General features: G+C 72.0%; 14 protein-coding genes and 1 pseudogene. 8 read left to right on the top strand and 7 right to left on the bottom strand.

Annotated features, from left to right (window positions below; all coding sequences use genetic code 11):
- Positions 1-102: 102 nt before the first annotated feature.
- Together KM933_RS28965 and KM933_RS28960 are read left to right on the top strand one after the other, a co-directional pair.
- Positions 103-780: a hypothetical protein gene (locus KM933_RS28965; RefSeq protein ID WP_221357583.1), complete on the top strand. Its 678-nt coding sequence runs from the start codon at positions 103-105 to the stop codon at positions 778-780.
- 5 nt (positions 781-785) lie between these two features.
- Positions 786-1,415 carry a hypothetical protein gene (locus tag KM933_RS28960; protein ID WP_221357581.1) on the top strand — a complete coding sequence of 210 codons (630 nt, stop codon included), beginning with the start codon at positions 786-788 and terminating at the stop codon, positions 1,413-1,415.
- A 147-nt stretch (positions 1,416-1,562) separates the two neighbouring features.
- Here the strand turns inward: KM933_RS28960 and KM933_RS28955 are convergent, their stop codons facing one another.
- Positions 1,563-1,967: a DnaJ family domain-containing protein gene (locus KM933_RS28955; RefSeq protein ID WP_221357579.1), complete on the bottom strand. Its 405-nt coding sequence runs from the start codon at positions 1,965-1,967 to the stop codon at positions 1,563-1,565.
- 279 nt (positions 1,968-2,246) lie between these two features.
- Between KM933_RS28955 and KM933_RS28950 the strand changes: the two genes are divergently transcribed.
- Positions 2,247-2,642 carry a hypothetical protein gene (locus tag KM933_RS28950; RefSeq protein WP_221357576.1) on the top strand — a complete coding sequence of 132 codons (396 nt, stop codon included), beginning with the start codon at positions 2,247-2,249 and terminating at the stop codon, positions 2,640-2,642.
- 54 nt (positions 2,643-2,696) lie between these two features.
- Here KM933_RS28950 and KM933_RS28945 read toward each other — a convergent pair whose 3' ends face one another.
- Positions 2,697-3,368, bottom strand: coding sequence for an O-methyltransferase (locus KM933_RS28945; RefSeq protein WP_221357574.1), 672 nt, complete (start codon positions 3,366-3,368; stop codon positions 2,697-2,699).
- A gap of 310 nt (positions 3,369-3,678) precedes the next feature.
- Here KM933_RS28945 and KM933_RS28940 point away from each other — a divergent pair, with 310 nt between their 5' ends.
- Entirely contained in the window at positions 3,679-5,859 is a 2,181-nt protein-coding gene (locus KM933_RS28940; RefSeq protein ID WP_308013578.1) for a bifunctional glycosyltransferase 87/phosphatase PAP2 family protein, read from the top strand.
- On the opposite strand, the gene KM933_RS28935 is transcribed toward KM933_RS28940, so the two are convergent.
- Both KM933_RS28935 and KM933_RS28930 read right to left on the bottom strand, forming a co-directional pair.
- Positions 5,813-7,489 (bottom strand): hypothetical protein, encoded by a 1,677-nt coding sequence (locus KM933_RS28935; RefSeq protein ID WP_430727380.1) that lies wholly within the window; start codon positions 7,487-7,489, stop codon positions 5,813-5,815. The genes KM933_RS28940 and KM933_RS28935 overlap by 47 nt on opposite strands.
- A 214-nt stretch (positions 7,490-7,703) precedes the next feature.
- Positions 7,704-8,948, bottom strand: a complete 1,245-nt coding sequence (locus tag KM933_RS28930) for a cytochrome P450 (protein WP_221357573.1) — start codon at positions 8,946-8,948, stop codon at positions 7,704-7,706.
- Positions 8,949-9,261: 313 nt separating this feature from the next.
- Between KM933_RS28930 and KM933_RS28925 the strand changes: the two genes are divergently transcribed.
- Positions 9,262-10,431: a steroid 3-ketoacyl-CoA thiolase gene (locus tag KM933_RS28925; RefSeq protein WP_221357570.1), complete on the top strand. Its 1,170-nt coding sequence runs from the start codon at positions 9,262-9,264 to the stop codon at positions 10,429-10,431.
- A 30-nt stretch (positions 10,432-10,461) separates the two neighbouring features.
- Here the strand turns inward: KM933_RS28925 and KM933_RS28920 are convergent, their stop codons facing one another.
- Positions 10,462-11,166 (bottom strand): glycosyltransferase family protein, encoded by a 705-nt coding sequence (locus KM933_RS28920; protein WP_221357568.1) that lies wholly within the window; start codon positions 11,164-11,166, stop codon positions 10,462-10,464.
- Positions 11,167-11,394: 228 nt separating this feature from the next.
- On the opposite strand from KM933_RS28920, the gene KM933_RS28915 reads away from it, so the two are divergent.
- Both KM933_RS28915 and KM933_RS28910 read left to right on the top strand, forming a co-directional pair.
- On the top strand, positions 11,395-12,681 hold the full coding sequence (locus KM933_RS28915) for a glycosyltransferase (RefSeq protein WP_221357566.1): 1,287 nt from the start codon (positions 11,395-11,397) through the stop codon (positions 12,679-12,681).
- A gap of 48 nt (positions 12,682-12,729) precedes the next feature.
- The gene (locus tag KM933_RS28910) at positions 12,730-13,239 is read left to right on the top strand and encodes a cupin domain-containing protein (protein WP_260334307.1); all 510 of its coding nucleotides are present in this window, start codon (positions 12,730-12,732) and stop codon (positions 13,237-13,239) included.
- On the opposite strand, the gene KM933_RS28905 is transcribed toward KM933_RS28910, so the two are convergent.
- Positions 13,183-13,929, bottom strand: a complete 747-nt coding sequence (locus KM933_RS28905) for an SDR family oxidoreductase (protein ID WP_221357564.1) — start codon at positions 13,927-13,929, stop codon at positions 13,183-13,185. The two genes, KM933_RS28910 and KM933_RS28905, sit on opposite strands and share 57 nt — an antisense overlap.
- Positions 13,930-14,004: 75 nt before the next feature.
- On the opposite strand from KM933_RS28905, the gene KM933_RS28900 reads away from it, so the two are divergent.
- Positions 14,005-14,352, top strand: coding sequence for a MerR family transcriptional regulator (locus KM933_RS28900; RefSeq protein WP_221357562.1), 348 nt, complete (start codon positions 14,005-14,007; stop codon positions 14,350-14,352).
- A gap of 1,259 nt (positions 14,353-15,611) precedes the next feature.
- Here the strand turns inward: KM933_RS28900 and KM933_RS28895 are convergent.
- Positions 15,612-16,081 (bottom strand): annotated as a pseudogene (locus tag KM933_RS28895) (PE family protein); the annotation flags it as partial.

Genomic DNA, 16,081 nt, shown 5'->3' with positions numbered 1-16,081 from the left:
CGCCTCCGACCCGGATTGCGGGAGCGCCCGTTTGTGGGCCGGAGTCCGGGCAACACGACGAAAAGAACCGGCCCACTGGGCCCAGAACCCGGAAGGCAATCCATGTCCACAGGCGTGATCATCGTTCTGATCGTGATCGCGGTGGCCCTTGTCGCCGTCGTGATCGCCAGGTTCCTGAGGGCCCGCGGGTCGGGCGGCGGACAGAGTCTGAAGCGGCGCTTCGGACCCGAGTACGACCGGGCGGTCGCCCGGCACGACGGCGACACCAAGGCCGCCGAGCGCGAACTCGAGGAGCGCGTGGAGCGGCACGGTTCGCTGCGCGAGCAGCCGCTGGACCCCGCGGCGCGGGAGCGGTACGCGGTCCGCTGGACCGCTGTCCAGGAGCAGTTCGTCGACTCGCCGCGTGACGCCGTCGTCGAGGCGGACCGGCTGCTCGCCGAGGTGGCGGGCGCGCGCGGCTACCCGGCCGGCGACCACTACGAGGAGCAGCTCTCCGCGCTCTCCGTGCACCACGCGCACCACGTGAACGGCTACCGCCGGGTCCACCTGGCCGCGCACTCCAACGTCGGCGCGACCGGGCACGCCGACACGGAGGAACTGCGTGAGTCGCTGGTCGAGGCCCGCGCGCTCTTCGAGAACCTGACCGACTCCGCCCGCGACGGCAGGGCGCGGATGCGCAAGGACGCCGGGGAAGTGGCCCCGGCCGACCGGACCGACGGCTCCCACGGCCGCGCGAACGCGCCGTGGGCCCTCAACAGGCGTCACGTGAAGGGGAGTTGACACGCATGTCGGACAACACTGCGACGGGACCGTTCCGGGACGAACGGGATCAGGCCGGCGGTCGGGGCGACGTGACGAGGACACCGGGCACGGGCGGCACGGTCCGGGCGGGCTCGGACGACCGGGCGGCGGCCCAGGAGCGGGCCCGCGAGGGCCGGGACACGATGGTCGACGGCGAGAGGATCCCGGCCGGACCCGTCGGTGCTCCGGGCGCCCCGGGCTCGGCGGGTGCGGCGGGCCACGACCGCTCACCGGCCGGTGAGGGCCTCGGGAAGGGCGCCGGCGCCGGCCGGAGCGGCGCGTCCCGTGAAGGGCTCCGGGGTGCCGAGGCGAGGGTGAACGCCGGAGCCGGCGCGGGCACCGGCGGACGGCTCATGCGCGACGAGGGCGACAAGTGGTCGCTCCGGCTGCAGCAGGCGGTGGCCGCGTTCGTCGACGGGCCGCGGGGCTCGGTCGAGGAGGCGGACGAGGTGCTGAAGGAGGTCACGGAGCGGTTCGTGGACGCCGTCGCCCACCGGCAGCGCACCCTGCGCACGTCGTGGCAGGGCTCCGGCGACGGGAAGGCCGACACGGAGCAGCTCCGGCTGGCCCTGAAGGACTACCGCGAACTGACGGAACGCCTGCTGAAGCTGTGACCCGCCCCGTCCGCGGGCCCACCCCCGCGGACGACCGAACGATCAGAACAAGCCAAGCAGACCCCGACCAAGCAGACCCCGCAGGAGGCCCCGCCCGGTCGCACACCGGACGGGGCCTCACGCGCGCTCCGGCTCAGGCCACGGGCCTCAGGCGGACCGGCGGGCGTGCCAGTCGCGGACCACGTCCTCCACGTCGTACGGCTTCAGGCCGAGCGGAGGACCCGGTGGGGGCTTGAACATCATGTCCCGGATCTTCGCGTTGATGTCCGTGACGATCCGGCGCACGACCCGTTCCGAGGGCGCCGCGGCGGCCTTCTCCAGGGCGTCCTCCGCCTCCTTGCGCAGCGCCAGGGTCGGGGGCAGTGCGGACAGGCCCTCACGGGCCATCTTCTGTTTGATCCACCACAGTTCGTCGTACGACGTGTCGGGACCACTCGGCAGCGGCTTGCCCGCGCCGGCGAGTTCGGTGAACTCGCCGCGGGCCTCCGCCTCGCGGATCTGCTTGTCGACCCAGGACTCGAAGGCGACCCCGGGAGGCTTGCGCTCGGTCATACGTCCATTGTGCCGGAGAGCGTGTGACCACGCCGGAACGGTATGAGACAGTCCGGAACGGTATGGGGGTGTCCGGACCGGTATGCGACTGTGCGGGACGGTGCACGTCCGGGCGTTTTATCATTCGGCGGCGATACGTCGCGGGGACACCCTCACGTCCCGGCGCGGAACAGGACAGTCGGACCGGACCGGATCGGGACCGCGGAACCGCGGGATCGCGGAACCGCGAAACTGCGGGATCGCGGAACCGCGGGATCGCGTGGCAACGAAGGAGCGCACGTGCTCGAACTCACCATGGCCTCGGTGTCCGGGACGGACGCCGGCGCGACGGCCGGGATGCAGATGGCCGACGCGCCGAGCGAGCCCGGCGCCGTGCTGCGGGTGGGGCGTGACCGGGGCGTGTGCCGCCTCGCGACGCCCGACGACTGGCTGTTCGTCTCGCGGGTCCACCTGGAGTTCCTGTGCGGACCCGAGGAGACCTGGCAGGTGACCTGGCTGCGGGGCTCGCACGACGAGCCGTCGTCCGAGGTGCGGTTCGCCCTGATGGGCGGCGCCCAGCAGGCGCTTCCGTACGGCGGGACGGCGAAGCTGCCCGTGGGCGGCTCGGGGGAGCTGGTCATAGTGGACCGCACGGGACCGCGCATGGTGAACGTGGGCTTCTACCACGAGGTCTGACGTGGGCTTCTGTCGCGAGGTCCGACGTGGGTTTCTGCCGCGAGGTCCGAGGGCCTACGGCAGCACGCGGGCCAGCGCGAACCCGTCGTACCCCTTCACCCCCACCGTCTGGATCGCCGTGGCGCTCACCTTGGGGTGCTCGGCGAGGAGTTCGAGGGCCTCGCGGGTGCCGCGCACGCTCAGGTCCTCGCTGTAGGCGTCGGTGACGGCGCCGCCGCGCACCACGTTGTCGAGGATGATCAGGCTGCCCGGCCGGGTGAGCTTCAGGGCCCAGTCCACGTAGCGGGGGTTGTTCACCTTGTCCGCGTCGATGAAGACCAGGTCGAACGGTTCGGGCTTCTCGTCGGCCAGTTCCTGCAGGCCGATCAGGGCGGGTCCCACCCGGACCTCGGTGACCTCGTCCAGGCCCGCGCGGGCGAGGTTGTGCCGGGCCACCTCGGCGTGCTGTTCGCTGTACTCCAGGGTGATCAGCCGGCCGTCCCGCGGCAGGGCCCGCGCCAGCCAGATGGTGCTGTAGCCGCCGAGCGTGCCGATCTCCAGGATGCGGGTCGCGCCCTGGGTCGCGGCGAGGAGGTGCAGCAGCTTGCCCTGGTTCGGGGCGACGTTGATCTGCGGCAGTCCTGCGGCGTCGCTGTCGCGCAGCGCGTCGGTCAGGGCGGCGTCCGGCGGGGCGAGGAGTCCGGTGAAGTAGTCGTCCACGTCGTGCCAGAGCTGCGGCTCGGTCATGCGGTAGGCCTTTCGTCTATCTAGTTAGGCGTGCTAACTAGTTCTGTCGCCGAATATAGCCGCTTACCCACGGACGGGGTGGTTGTATTCCGGTCACGGCCTGGCGTGGCGGCGTACCGGGGCGTCACATCGGCCGTACAACACCTCCATCAGGACAAAAGAACGACGCACGTCAGGTGAAGAGGGGGTTGCCTGCGTCTCACGTCGGGGGTGGTGCGAGCCTCTAAGGGTTCGAACAGAAAACAGACGCACGAAACCCATGGGACTCATGGGACCCAAGGGACGAACGGGGCGGGAGGGCCGACGGCACGTGGCGAACGTGGAGCACGGTGGACGACCAGGTGATGCCTTCGGGGCGACAGCACCCGGGACGGCGGAGGCACGGCTGGGCATGGTCCGCGCGGGCCTCTGGCTGATCGCCGCCGTCCTGGCGGTACGGCAGGTCGCCGTAGTCCTGAGCACACCGAAGGGCGAACGCCTGACGGAACTGGAGACCTGGGTCGGACCCGACGGCGTGCTGCACGTGACCGGCTCGCTGTACGACTCGACGCGGTTCACGGGCACGCCGTTCGGCGGACTCGTCCTCAAACCCCTCACCAGGGCGGCGGAACAGGCCCTCGGCTGGGGCTGGACCTTCGGCACCCTGCTGCTGGTGGTCGCCCTCGGCCTGGTCGCCGCGCGCGCCCTGCCGCAGCCCGTCGGCCGCCGTACGGCCCTGCTGGCCGCGCCCGTCGCGATCAGCCTGCTGATGCTGTCGCTGCCCGTGCGCAACGCGCTGCACCTCGGCCAGACCAGCATCATCCCGGTCCTGCTGGTGCTCCTCGGCTGCTTCGCCGTGCGCGGGGAACGGGCGAGCGGGGTGCTGATCGGCCTCGCGGCGGCCCTGCAGCCGACCGTCCTGCTGTTCGTGCCGCTGCTGTGGCTGACCGGCCGCCGCCCGGCCGCCGTCTCCACCGGGCTCACCTTCACCGCGTCCACCGTGCTCGCGTGGGCCGCGATGCCGCACGACTCGTACACGTACTGGGTGCACCACTCGGCCGGCGCCGGGCTCGGCCGGCCCGCCGACGACCTCGCCAACCAGTCGCTCCACGGGGCGCTGCTGCGGCTCGGCGTCGAGGGGCCGCTGGAGATCGCGCTCTTCCTGGCACTCGGCGCGGCCGTCGCCGTCCTCGGCCTGCGCCGCGCCGTGCGCTACGCCCGCGACGGCCAGCTGCTGCTCGCCGTCGCGATCACCGGCTGCGTCGCCGTCGTCGTGGCGCCGACCACCTGGCAGCACCAGCTGCTGTGGGTGCTGCTCGCGATGGCCGGGCGCGTCGGCAAGAAGGCGGGCGACCGGTACGTGTGGCCGGTCGCCGTCGTCCTGGTGATGACGCTGCCGTCCAAGATGATGCTGCCGAACATGGCGCCGCTGCACCCGCTGCGCGACAACGTCGTGCTGCTCGCCGCCCTCGCCGCGGCGACCGCGGTCCCGTTCCTGTCCCGTACGTCGGAGTACTACCGCTCGCCGATCCCGACGCGGTACGCGGAGCCGGTGCCCACCCGCTGGAGGCACGTCCCCCTGCTGCCATTCCTGCGCAGGGTCCTCACCCGGCCGAACCTCCTCCTCGAACTGCTGCTGATCCGCGTCGGCTACTCCGCGTACCAGCAGGTCCGGCTCGCGGCGACCGGCGGCACCAACACCGGGGGCCGGGCCACCGCGGAGCGGCACGGCGAACAGATCCACGCGATCGAGCAGTTCCTCTTCATCGACATCGAGCACTGGGTCAACCACGCGGTGGTGGAGGTGGGGTGGCTGGAGGACTTCTTCAACTTCTACTACACGTCGTTCCACTTCGTGGTCCCGCTGAGCGTCCTCGGTGTCCTGTACGTCCGCAGGCCCGCCGAGTACCGCTGGGCCCGCTCGGCGCTCGGCTTCGCCACGCTGTTCGCGCTCGTCGGGTTCTGGCTCTACCCGCTGGCCCCGCCGCGGCTGATGCCCGAACTCGGCTTCATCGACACCGTGCACGGTGTGCAGGACTTCTCCCAGCCGGACTACGGGACGCTGACCGCGCTCACCAACCAGTACGCGGCGATGCCCTCGCTGCACTTCGGCTGGTCGCTGTGGTGCGGGCTCGTCATCGCGATCCTCGCCCCCAAGTGGTGGATGAAGGCCCTCGGGCTGCTGCACCCGCTGTTCACGGTCTCCGCGATCGTGGCCACCGGCAACCACTGGGTGCTGGACGCGGTGGGCGGCGCGGCCGTCGTCGGCGCCGGCTTCGGACTGACCTACCTGCTCCAGGGACCCAGGCCCCGGCCACTCGCGGAACCGGCCGCGGGGGCCGGGGAGGCCGAGGGGACCGGGAAGGCCGGGAAGGCCGGGAAGGCCGAGAGGACTGAGGGGCCCGGAAGGACCCAGGAGCCCGAAAGGACCGAGACGGCCGAGGAGGCCGAGGAGGCCGAGGAGGTCAGCACCGGGAAGCCGGTCCCGGCGAAGGACGGTACCCCGAGCTGATCCGGTACTCGCCCGGCTCGGTCACCGTCAGCCGCGTGAACTCGCCCTCCTCGGTGAGGCAGCCGCCCTCCGCGTGCAGCCAGGGCGAGAACGCGACACGCACGGTCACCGGGCCGGGGCGCGGGACGCGCACCACGATCTCGGCGCTGTCCGCGTGCACGACGGTGCCGGGCGCCGACACCAGCGGCACCGCGTCGCGCACCCGGTAGATCCGCCAGTGCGGGTCGCGCCACACCGGCTCCAGCCACGGGACGCCGTTCCTGACCAGGCGCGCCTCCTCCTCCGCGAAGCCGTCCGGCTTCCCCGAGGGCAGTACGACGAAGCCGACCGCCCACCGGTCCAGCCAGGCCCGGTAGGTCTTCTCCGAGAACGTCCCGTCGTAGAAGAGCCGGCCGCGCTCCATGTCCAGCTGCCGGTTCCAGCCGCGCGCCAGGTTCACGTGCGGGGCCAGCGCGGTCGCCTCGCGGTGGTTGCGTGCCGGGACCACCTCGACGCGGGTGCGGTCGGCGCCGAGCCGGTCCAGGGCCTCCACGACACTGCTGGTGTCGTGCGCCCAGGCGGGCACCACGGTCGACACCTCCAGGTCGTCGACGGTCTTCTTGCCGACCCAGCCCACGGAGAAGACGAGGGCCATCGTCAGCGCGACGCGTCTCCTGCGGTGCCGGCGCCATCCGGCGGGGTCGACCTCCGCCGTGTGCCGCGGACCCGGCACCGCCAGCAGCGCGGCCAGCAGCGCGGCGGGCGCGAACAGCTCCGCGAGCCGCTCCACGTTCGTGCCGACCGGCGAGGGCACCAGATACGTGAGGACCGTCCCGGCCGCGTACACCACGGCGCCCCAGCGCAGCACCAGCCACCCGCGCGGGGCCAGCGTCAGCACGACGACGCCGATCAGCACCGGCGGCCAGATCCGGGCGGCGGGCATCAGCTGCTCGCCGGTGAACGGGAAGAGCAGGGTGGTCGCGCCCACCACCAGGACCGGGGGCACGATCAGCGAGGCGGCCCGCGCCCGGTCCCGTACGAGGGCGTAGCCGGCCCCCGCCACGACCAGGAAGAGGCCCGCCACCGGGCTCGCCATGGTCGCGAGCGCCGCGTACGCCGTGGCCAGGGGTATGCGCCGCTCCCCGGTCAGCAGGACACAGGCCGCGAGTCCGAGGGCGACGCCGAGCGCGAACGTCGTACGCCCCGACGCGACGTTGCACCACAGGGCGAGCGACGCCAGCAGCGCCGGGCCGAGGGGGCGGCGGATCCCCGTACGGACGATGAGCGCCGCGGCCAGCCAGGCGGCCAGCAGTCCGGCCGCCACGGTGACCGTCCGCACGCCGAGGGCGGCCATCAGGTAGGGCGATATCAGGCTGTAGTTGGCGGTGTGCATCCCGCCGTACCAGAACAGGCTGTACGCCGAGCTGCCGTGCCGGGACGCGAAGTCGGCCCACGCCTCCTGTGCGGCCAGATCACCGCCGCCGGTGGCGAGGAACAGCCACCACACCACGTACAGCGGGACGGTCGGCAGGGTGGCGAGCAGGGGCACCCGGTACCGCCGCGGAAACGGTCGCAGAACCGGTCGGAGGTCTCGCTTCCGGGAGACGGGGGCACCCTCCTGCCGGACGGGGGACGGTTCGGCTCGGGCCACGGCTCGGTGTTTCCGTTCGAAGTCTTCGAGGGTGAGGTTTGTCTGTGCCACCTGTGAAGACGCCTGGGCCCCCGAAAACGTTCACCGGGTGGCCGCCGGGTTGCCGTGGGGTTGCCTTCGGGCCGCCTTCGGGTTGCCGCGGGAAGGGGAAGCCCGGGGGGGCGGGGGCGCGGCGCGAGAGAGGGCGCCCCCGCCTCCCGGGTGGTGGGTCGGGTCAGCCGGCGCTGACCTGTAGCTCCTTCACGCCGTTGAGCCAGGCCGAGCGCAGCCGGCGGGGTTCCCCGGCGAGGCGCACGTCGGGCATGGCGTCGGCGATCGCGTCGAAGATGAGGTCGATCTCCAGGGTGGCCAGGGATTTGCCCAGGCAGAAGTGCGGGCCGCCGCCCCCGAAGCCGAGGTGCGGGTTCGGGTCGCGTCCGATGTCGAAGACCTCGGGCCGGTCGAAGACCTCCGGATCGTTGTTGGCGGACGAGTAGAAGAGGCCGACGCGGTCGCCCTTGCGGATCTGTTTGCCGCCCAGCCCGGTGTCCTCGGTCGCCGTGCGCTGGAAGGCGACGATGGGCGAGGCCCAGCGGACGATCTCCTCCGCGGCGGTCGCCGGGCGCTCCCGCTTGTAGAGGTCCCACTGGTCGGGGTGGGTGAGGAAGGCGTGCATGCCGTGCGTGATGGCGTTACGGGTCGTCTCGTTGCCCGCGACGGCCAGCATCAGCACGAAGAAGCCGAACTCGTCGGAGGCGAGGTTGCCCTCGTCCTCCGCGGCCACCAGCGTGGTGACGATGTCCTCGGCGGGGCACTGCTTGCGGTCGGCCGACATGTTCATCGCGTAGGCGAGGATCTCGGTGGCGGCCTCCTGGCCGACCTCCCTGGTGATCGCGTACTCCGGGTCGTCGTACGCGATCATCTTGTTGGACCAGTCGAAGATCCTGGCGCGGTCGTCCTGCGGGATGCCGATGAGCTCCGCTATCGCCTGGAGGGGCAGTTCGGAGGCGATCCGGGTGACGAAGTCGAAGGAGCCGCCGGGGCCGGCGTCGGCGAGCGCGCTCTCCACGACGCGGCCCGCGCGCGCGTGCAGGCTCTCCTCCAGGGCGCGGACGGCGCGCGGGGTGAAGACGCGCTGGACGATCTGGCGGACCCGGGTGTGCTCGGGCGGGTCCATGTTGAGCAGGATGAGCCGCTGCACGTCGAGCGTCTCGCGGTCCATGTGCTCGCCGTAGCGGATGATCGCGGTGTTGAGGGTGGACGAGAACAGCTCGGGGTGCGTGGAGACGTACCTGACGTCCGCGTGCCGGGTCACGGCCCAGTAGCCCTCGTCCTGGAAGCCGGCCAGATGGAGCGGCTGCGGGATCCAGCGGACCGGCTCGGCCCGGCGCAGCTCCGCGAACTCCGGGAGAGGCACGCGGTGGTGCAGCAGGTCGGGATCGGTGAAGTCGAACCCGTCGGGGAGCGCTGGACAGGGCATCGGGCCTCCAGGTCGTACGACGGCCGTCCTCTGACGACCCATCAGGAACCGGGAATTGCCGAGAAGGTAGTAACGGGTTCTACAAGAGGCAAGAGGCATGCCGCGCTGAATTCCGTACGCGGTACGTGCGTCCGCGCAAGGGTGCGATTCCGTGCCGCATACGTGCAGATCGCTACTCCAAGGGCTGCACGACCCTTGCGGTGGCGGACGCCGGGTCAGCAGACTGCACACATAACTAGAACGCGTACTAGTTCAGCGTGGCGGGTGCGCCGGGACGCCCGCGCCGCGCGGGTGACCCGAGGAGAGGACTCCCATGGCCGCGGAACCCGTGATCGTCGAAGCCGTACGCACCCCCATCGGCAAGCGCGGCGGCGCGCTCGCCAACCTGCACCCCGCCTACCTCCTGGGCGAGACCTACCGGGAACTCCTCGGCCGCACCGGCATCCACGCGGACTGCGTCGAGCAGATCGTCGGCGGCACGGTGACGCACGCCGGCGAGCAGTCCATGAACCCCGCGCGCGTCGCCTGGCTCACCATGGGCCTGCCGTACGAGACCGCCGCGACGACGGTCGACTGCCAGTGCGGCTCCTCCCAGCAGGCGTCGCACCTGGTCGCCAACATGGTCGCGACGGGCGTGATCGACATCGGCATCTCCTGCGGCGTCGAGGCGATGTCGCGGGTGCCGCTGGGCTCCGGGTCCAGGCACGGGCCGGGCAAACCGTTCCCCGACGAGTGGAACGTGGACCTGCCGAACCAGTTCGAGGCGGCCGAGCGGATCGCCCGCCACCGGGGGCTGACCAGGGAGGACGTCGACGCGCTGGGACTCCTCTCGCAGGAGCGGGCCCACGCCGCCTGGTCCGAGGAGCGCTTCAAGCGCGAGACGTTCGCCGTGCAGGTGCCGACCACGGAGGAGGAACAGGCGGCCGGACAGGGCATGTGGCGGCTGGTGGACCGCGACGAAGGGCTGCGCGACACCTCCATGGAGGCCCTGGCGAGGCTGAAGCCGGTCATGCCGACGGCCGTCCACACCGCGGGCAACTCCTCCCAGATCTCCGACGGGGCCTGCGCGATGATGTGGGCGTCGAAGCGGATGGCGCGGGCGCTGAAGCTGCGCCCGCGCGCCCGGATCGTGGCCCAGGCCCTGGTCGGCGCCGACCCGCACTTCCACCTCGACGGCCCGATCGACGCGACGAAGGCCGTCCTGGGCAAGGCGGGCATGTCCCTGAAGGACATCGACCTGGTCGAGGTCAACGAGGCGTTCGCGTCCGTGGTGCTGAGCTGGGCGCGGGTCTTCGAGCAGGACCTGGAGAAGGTGAACGTCAACGGCGGCGGGATCGCCCTCGGCCACCCGGTGGGCGCCACGGGGGCCCGGCTCATCACGACCGCGCTGCACGAACTGGAGCGGCGGGACAAGGAGTTCGCGCTCATCACGATGTGCGCGGGCGGGGCGCTGGCGACGGGGACGATCATCCAGCGGCTGTAGCCGGTCACCCGGTGACTGCCGCCCGGGGCGTCAGCCCGCCGAGGTGTTGTAGTTGACGATCCCCTCCACCATGACGGCGCTCGCGCCCGCCAGCGGGCTGTCCGCGCCTTTGCGGACCACATCCGGCAGCCGGTGCGCATGCCCCTCGGCGGCCGCCACCATGCCCCAGAACGCGTTGTAGGCCGACGGGTCGGCGGGTTTGTCGACGGCCGCCCCGACGGTCCTGCCGCCGTCCCCCTCGACCAGGGCCAGCGCGCCCATCTGCCGCAGCGTGTCGGGGTCGTGCTCCTCGGCGGCCACCACGCTCCAGCCCGCCACCTCCGTGTGCCGCAGTGCGGCGAGCAGACTGCCGGTGCTGCCCGCACCTGTGACAACGATGTCCGGCAGGACGAGCGCCACCGGCCCGTGCGTCATCGGCAGGGCGGACCGGATCGCCCCGTCGAGTTCCGGTTGCGACGACTGGTCCTGGTAGACGAAGACGATCTGGAAGGTCTCCGCGTAGCGCGCCAGATAGCTCACCGTGTCCATCTTGTGCGTCTCGAACACGACGACCAGGCGTACGGAGAGCCCGCTCCTGGCCAGTTCGACGACGGCCTCAAGACTGCGGTCCAGCACGGTGACCCCGGGCGCCAGACAGTGGAGTTCCTTCGAGTAGGGCGCCCCGAAACGCGTTCCGAACCCGGCGCACGGCAGGATGACCGAGACGTCGGGGACGGGCACGGACGAACGATGCATGCGGTCCCCTTCGGGGTGCGTTGACGGGCGGGAGCCCCGGGGGCGCGCCGACGATCACCGTAGCCACTGACGACGGCCCGCGCGAGAGGGCAAAACGCCCTCCGTTGCCTGGTCGCGGCAGTGATCGTGGATCACTGCCGCGACCGGCACCACGCGTCGTACACTGCTGCCGCGCACCCGCCGGGGCCCACGCGCAGCCGTCGACAACGGAACGAAAGAGGGTGCGGGATGCGGGTGTTGCTGTCCACGTACGGCACGCGCGGCGACGTCGAACCGCTGGTCGCGCTCGCGGTGCGGTTGCGGGAGCTCGGCGTGGAGGTGCGGATGTGCGCCCCGCCGGACGAGGAGTTCGCACGGCGGCTGGCGGACCTCGATGTGCGACTGGTGCCGGTCGGACCGCCGGTGAAGGAGCTGATGCGCGGCGCGGGCGTGCCGTCGGCGGCGGACCTGGCCCGCTACCGCACCGAGATGCTCGACGCGCAGTTCGACCTCTTCCCCGTGGCGGCCGACGGCTGCGACGCGCTGGTGGCGGCCGGGCTGGCGCAGATCGCCGCGCGGTCGGTGGCCGAGGCGGCGGACATCCGCTACGTGTACACCTGTTACGCGGCGGTCAACCTCCCGTCGCCCCACCACGCGCCGCCCCCGCGACCGGGCTGGCCGGAGCCGGGGTCGAGCGACAACCGGACGCTGTGGGACCTGGACGCCCGCCACGTGAACGCGCAGTTCCGCGAACAGCTCAACGCCCACCGGGCCGTGCTCGGCCTGCCGCCGGTGGGCGACGTCCGCGACCACGTCTACAGCGACCGGCCGTGGCTGGCGGCGGACCCAGTCCTGGGACCGTGGCGCGGGACGCCGGACCATGGCGTGACCGGCGTGACCGGCGTGGCCGGCGTGGCCGGCGTGGCCGATATGACCGACGTGATCGATGTGACCCAGACCGGCGCGTGGTTCCTGCCGGACGAACGCCCGCTCCCTGCCGACCTGCTGGCGTTCCTGGACGCGGGCACCCCGCCGGTCTACGTGGGCTTCGGCAGCATGACCCCGGCACCGGACATCGCCCGCAGGACCGTGGAGGCGATCCGCGCGCAGGGCCGCCGCGTACTCGTCTCCCGGGGCTGGGCGGAGCTGGACCTGGACCTGACCGACGGCCGGGACGACGGCCGGGACGACTGCTTCGCCATCGGAGAGGTCAGCCATCAGACCCTGTTCCCCCGGGTGGCCGCGGTGGTGCACCACGGAGGCGCGGGTACGACGCAGACGGCGGCCCGGGCGGGCACGCCGCAGGTGGTGGTACCTCTCCGACTGGCGGACAACCCGTACTGGGCCGGCCGGGTGGCGGACCTGGAGATCGGCGCGGCCCTCGACGGTCCGGCCCTGACCGACGACGCCCTGGACGCCGCGATCAGGACGGTCCTGGCACCCGGGACGCGGGCACGGGCGGAGGCCGTGAGCGCCGGGATGCGCACGGACGGAGCGGAGACGGCCGCGCGCCTGCTGTACGACGCCCTGCGCTGAACAGCAGGCACGCGGCCGTCCCCGGGCGGGCTGCTAGCGTGCGGGCGCATGGATGACGGCGGGGACGGCGGCGTGGACGGCGGCGTGGACGGCGTGGACGGTACGAACGGCGTGGACGGCGTGTACGTGGGCAACGCGGGCAAGGACGCGGCCCTGGACCGGGGATGGCTGCTCGGGCACTTCAGGGACCACGGCGACCCCCGCCACAGCGAGGCCGTGGAGGTCAAGTGGGGCGTCCATCCGCGTGGCGAGCGGCGGACCCGGTGGGTGGAGGGCGAGGTGCGCACCGCCGTCCTGGTGCTCGTCTCGGGCCGCTTCCGCATGGAGTTCCCCGGCCGCGACGTGCTCCTGGAGGAACAGGGCGACTACGTCGTCTGGGGCGAGGGAGTGGACCACTCCTGGACCGCGGAGGAGGAGTCGGTGGTACTGACCGTCCGCTGGCCCTCGGTGCCCGGGTACGCCGTACCGGAGCGGCCCGATCAGAAACCGATCAGAACCCGGTCAGATGATGCCCGCGCGGATCTCGTCGTGCAGCCGGACGGGATCCTCGGACAGTGACTTCTTGACGTGCGCGCTCCAGTCGTCGGCGAGCACCTCGGCCGCTCCCGCCTCGATCCCGTCCAGGGCGGCGCGTACGGTGGCGGCCGGATCGCCCTTGGGTCCGTCGTAGGAGGCGCTGAAGTCGGTGTCTACGGCTCCCAGGTGAAGCCCGGTCACGAGCGTGCCCCGCCCGGCGAGCTCCATCCGCAGGCCGTTCGTCAGCGCCCACTGGGCCGCCTTGCTGGCGTGGTAGCCGTTGTTGCCCGGTGAAGCGTGCCAGGACTGCGCGGACAGTACGTTGAGGACCGTCCCGCCCCCGTTGGCCGTGAGCACCGGGGCGAACGCCCGCACGACGGCCAGTGTGCCCCAGAAGTTCGTGTCCATCTCCGCGCGGACGGCCGCCAGGTCGGCGGTGAGGAGGCTGGTGAAGTGGGTGACCCCGGCGTTGTTCACCAGGAGCGTCACGTCGGCCGCCGTGGCCGCCGCCGCTCGGACCTCGTCCTCGTCCGTGATGTCCAGCCGCAGCGGTACGACGCCGGGCAGGTCGAGGTCGACCGGCCCCGGACGCCTGGCCGCCGCGTACACACGCGTGGCGCCGCGTTCCAGGAGCTGTCGGGCGAAATGACTGCCCAGTCCCCGGTTGGCGCCGGTCACGAGCGCGACGGCGCCCTCGATACGGGTGGTGTGTTTCGTGTTCGGTGTGGTCATGTCCGGTACGCTAAAACCTACCGCTGACGTCAGGTTCAAGTCCTGAAGTCCAGGTGCCGACGAGAAGAGGACGGCGTGCGCATCGGAGAGGTCGCCCGGCGCTCCGGAGTGAGTGTCCGCGCGCTGCGCTACTACGAGGAGCAGGGGCTCCTCACGCCCGATCGCGGCCCCGGAGGTCAGCGCGAGTACGCCGAAGGAGCCGTCGACCGGGTCCGCGTCTTCCAGCAGCTCTACGCCGCGGGCCTGTCCAGCAGCCGTATCGCCGAACTGATCCCCTGCATCGACACGGACACCACGACCGCCCACCAGCGGGCCATGCTCGCCGCCGAACGCGCCCGCGTCAGGGAGCGGATCGACCAGCTCACCGCCACGCTCGCCCGCCTCGACGACCTCATCGAGGCGGCCGACAACCGCCGGGCCTGAGCACCGGCGTGGTCCTGCGGCTCCGCGGGCACGGCCCGGACCTCCCCGGCAGGCTCGCGGGCGCCGGTCGCACCCGTGGTGCCGTCAGCGCTGAACGTGGCCGCGGTGCCGTTGCCGCCGGGCTTGCCCGGGCAGACCGGGCTGGCGGCACCGCCGGCGGCGCCGACACTGCCCTTGCCGTCGCCGGTGCCGCCCACACCGCCGAGTCCGCCGTTGTTCCCCACGCCATCGGCTCCGTTGCTGCCGGGCAGCCCCAGAATGCCGAGGCCGGTGTGGGTCCGGGTGTTGCTCGCTGCTGTCTCGGGGCCCGCGGAGGCGAGCACGGGGGAGCGGTGAGGCCTGCTACCGCGAGCGCGGCGATGAGAAGGGTCTGGGGAACGGCGATGGTGCGCGTACGGCGCTTGGGGGACGCCTTTCGTTGTGCAGCCGAAGTGGTTCTCAGCTGACAACACCCATCTTATGGAGGAATGATATATCTCAGTAATATTTAGATGATGAAATGTAGTTAAGCAGATTAATCAACGATAAATTGGCTTGTAAGTACTTCTGTGGGGTGTGGGTCGACGCCCGGGGGCCGGTGGAGGGGCGGACGGGCCGGGGCCCTGGACCGCGCCGCGCCGGACGAAAGGACATGACCGCCCTCCGGCCTGCCGAAGGGCGGTCGTCCCGCCGACGGGGGGCGGGGTGATCTGCGGGGCGGAACGCGCGTGCGGTTTCCGTGAAACCGGTGACGAAGTGTCCGGGCGGCCGCCGGGAAGCCTCCCTCAGTCCTGGGCCATTCGGTTGTCTGCCTCCCCTCTCGCGATCCGGGACCGGGTCGCCCGCAGGCGGAGGCTGAACCGAGTGCTGGATACCGGACCGCTCACACCGGCAGACCCAAGCCTCTCAGGAGGGCGCCGACCTGAGGGGCGACGCCGTTCACCGCACCCAGGACGATGCCGATCACGCTGTCGATCAAACCGCCGACGACGGGCAAACCCATGACTACTCCTCCGCTGGTACCTGTAAATCCGGTTCGTCCAAAATATACATAAAGGGAACTTTTCAAGGACATTTATGGGTTTTTCGGACCTCGCGTCGGCGGTCGTATGCGAGTGCCGTCCCGAGCCGGGTGACGCCCGGAACGCGACTCGCCGCTGAGAGCCGGTGCACCGGCTCTCAGCGACGAGATGGTCAGGATGTCGCCGTACACCCGGGACGGGGGCAGACGTCCTTGCGCGGGGCGGCGCCGGACATCTTCCCCGGCGGGTCACGGCGGGTCACGGAGTTCCGTCGGCTCCGTCCGCGCAGGGGCTTCCGCCACCGAAGGTTCCGCCGGTACCGCCGTCGCCGCCCTGGTAGAGGAGGCCGCCGGTGGCGTTGCCGCCGGCTCCGCCGATACCGCAGGCGCCATCGGCGCTGGCGCCGGACTTGGCACCCCCGTTGCCCCCGTTGCCGCCCCTGCCGCCGAAGTTGCTGATGCCTCCGGAGCTGATGCCGCCGGCACCGCCGATACCCGCGGCACCGCCCGGGTAGGCGCCGCCGGAGCTGCCGTTGCCGCCGTTGCCGGCCCTGCCGCCCTTGCCTCCGTTGCCGAAGCTGTTGATGCCGCCGGCGCCGCCGTTGCCGCCCGCACCACCGCCGTGACCGGTCCCGCCGTTGCCCGCGTTGCCGCCCGCTCCGCCGGCGGATCCCCCGGCCCCGCCGAGGCCGCCTGCGCCACCCGCGCCGGCGTTGGCACCGGAGCTGC

The sequence above is a fragment of the Streptomyces beigongshangae genome, from assembly GCF_019710745.1.
Taxonomy (GTDB): Bacteria; Actinomycetota; Actinomycetes; order Streptomycetales; family Streptomycetaceae; genus Streptomyces; species Streptomyces beigongshangae.
Note: the sequence above shows the minus strand (reverse complement) of the source record. Positions and strands in the feature narration are given on the sequence as shown.

Coding starts and splice junctions, on each gene's coding strand:
- KM933_RS28915 (WP_221357566.1), top strand. CDS start 11,395: ATGCGGGTGTTGCTGTCCACGTACGGCACGCGCGGCGACGTCGAACCG.
- KM933_RS28905 (WP_221357564.1), bottom strand. CDS start 13,929: ATGACCACACCGAACACGAAACACACCACCCGTATCGAGGGCGCCGTC.
- KM933_RS28960 (WP_221357581.1), top strand. CDS start 786: ATGTCGGACAACACTGCGACGGGACCGTTCCGGGACGAACGGGATCAG.
- KM933_RS28965 (WP_221357583.1), top strand. CDS start 103: ATGTCCACAGGCGTGATCATCGTTCTGATCGTGATCGCGGTGGCCCTT.
- KM933_RS28945 (WP_221357574.1), bottom strand. CDS start 3,368: ATGACCGAGCCGCAGCTCTGGCACGACGTGGACGACTACTTCACCGGA.
- KM933_RS28910 (WP_260334307.1), top strand. CDS start 12,730: ATGGATGACGGCGGGGACGGCGGCGTGGACGGCGGCGTGGACGGCGTG.
- KM933_RS28925 (WP_221357570.1), top strand. CDS start 9,262: ATGGCCGCGGAACCCGTGATCGTCGAAGCCGTACGCACCCCCATCGGC.
- KM933_RS28930 (WP_221357573.1), bottom strand. CDS start 8,948: ATGCCCTGTCCAGCGCTCCCCGACGGGTTCGACTTCACCGATCCCGAC.
- KM933_RS28920 (WP_221357568.1), bottom strand. CDS start 11,166: ATGCATCGTTCGTCCGTGCCCGTCCCCGACGTCTCGGTCATCCTGCCG.
- KM933_RS28955 (WP_221357579.1), bottom strand. CDS start 1,967: ATGACCGAGCGCAAGCCTCCCGGGGTCGCCTTCGAGTCCTGGGTCGAC.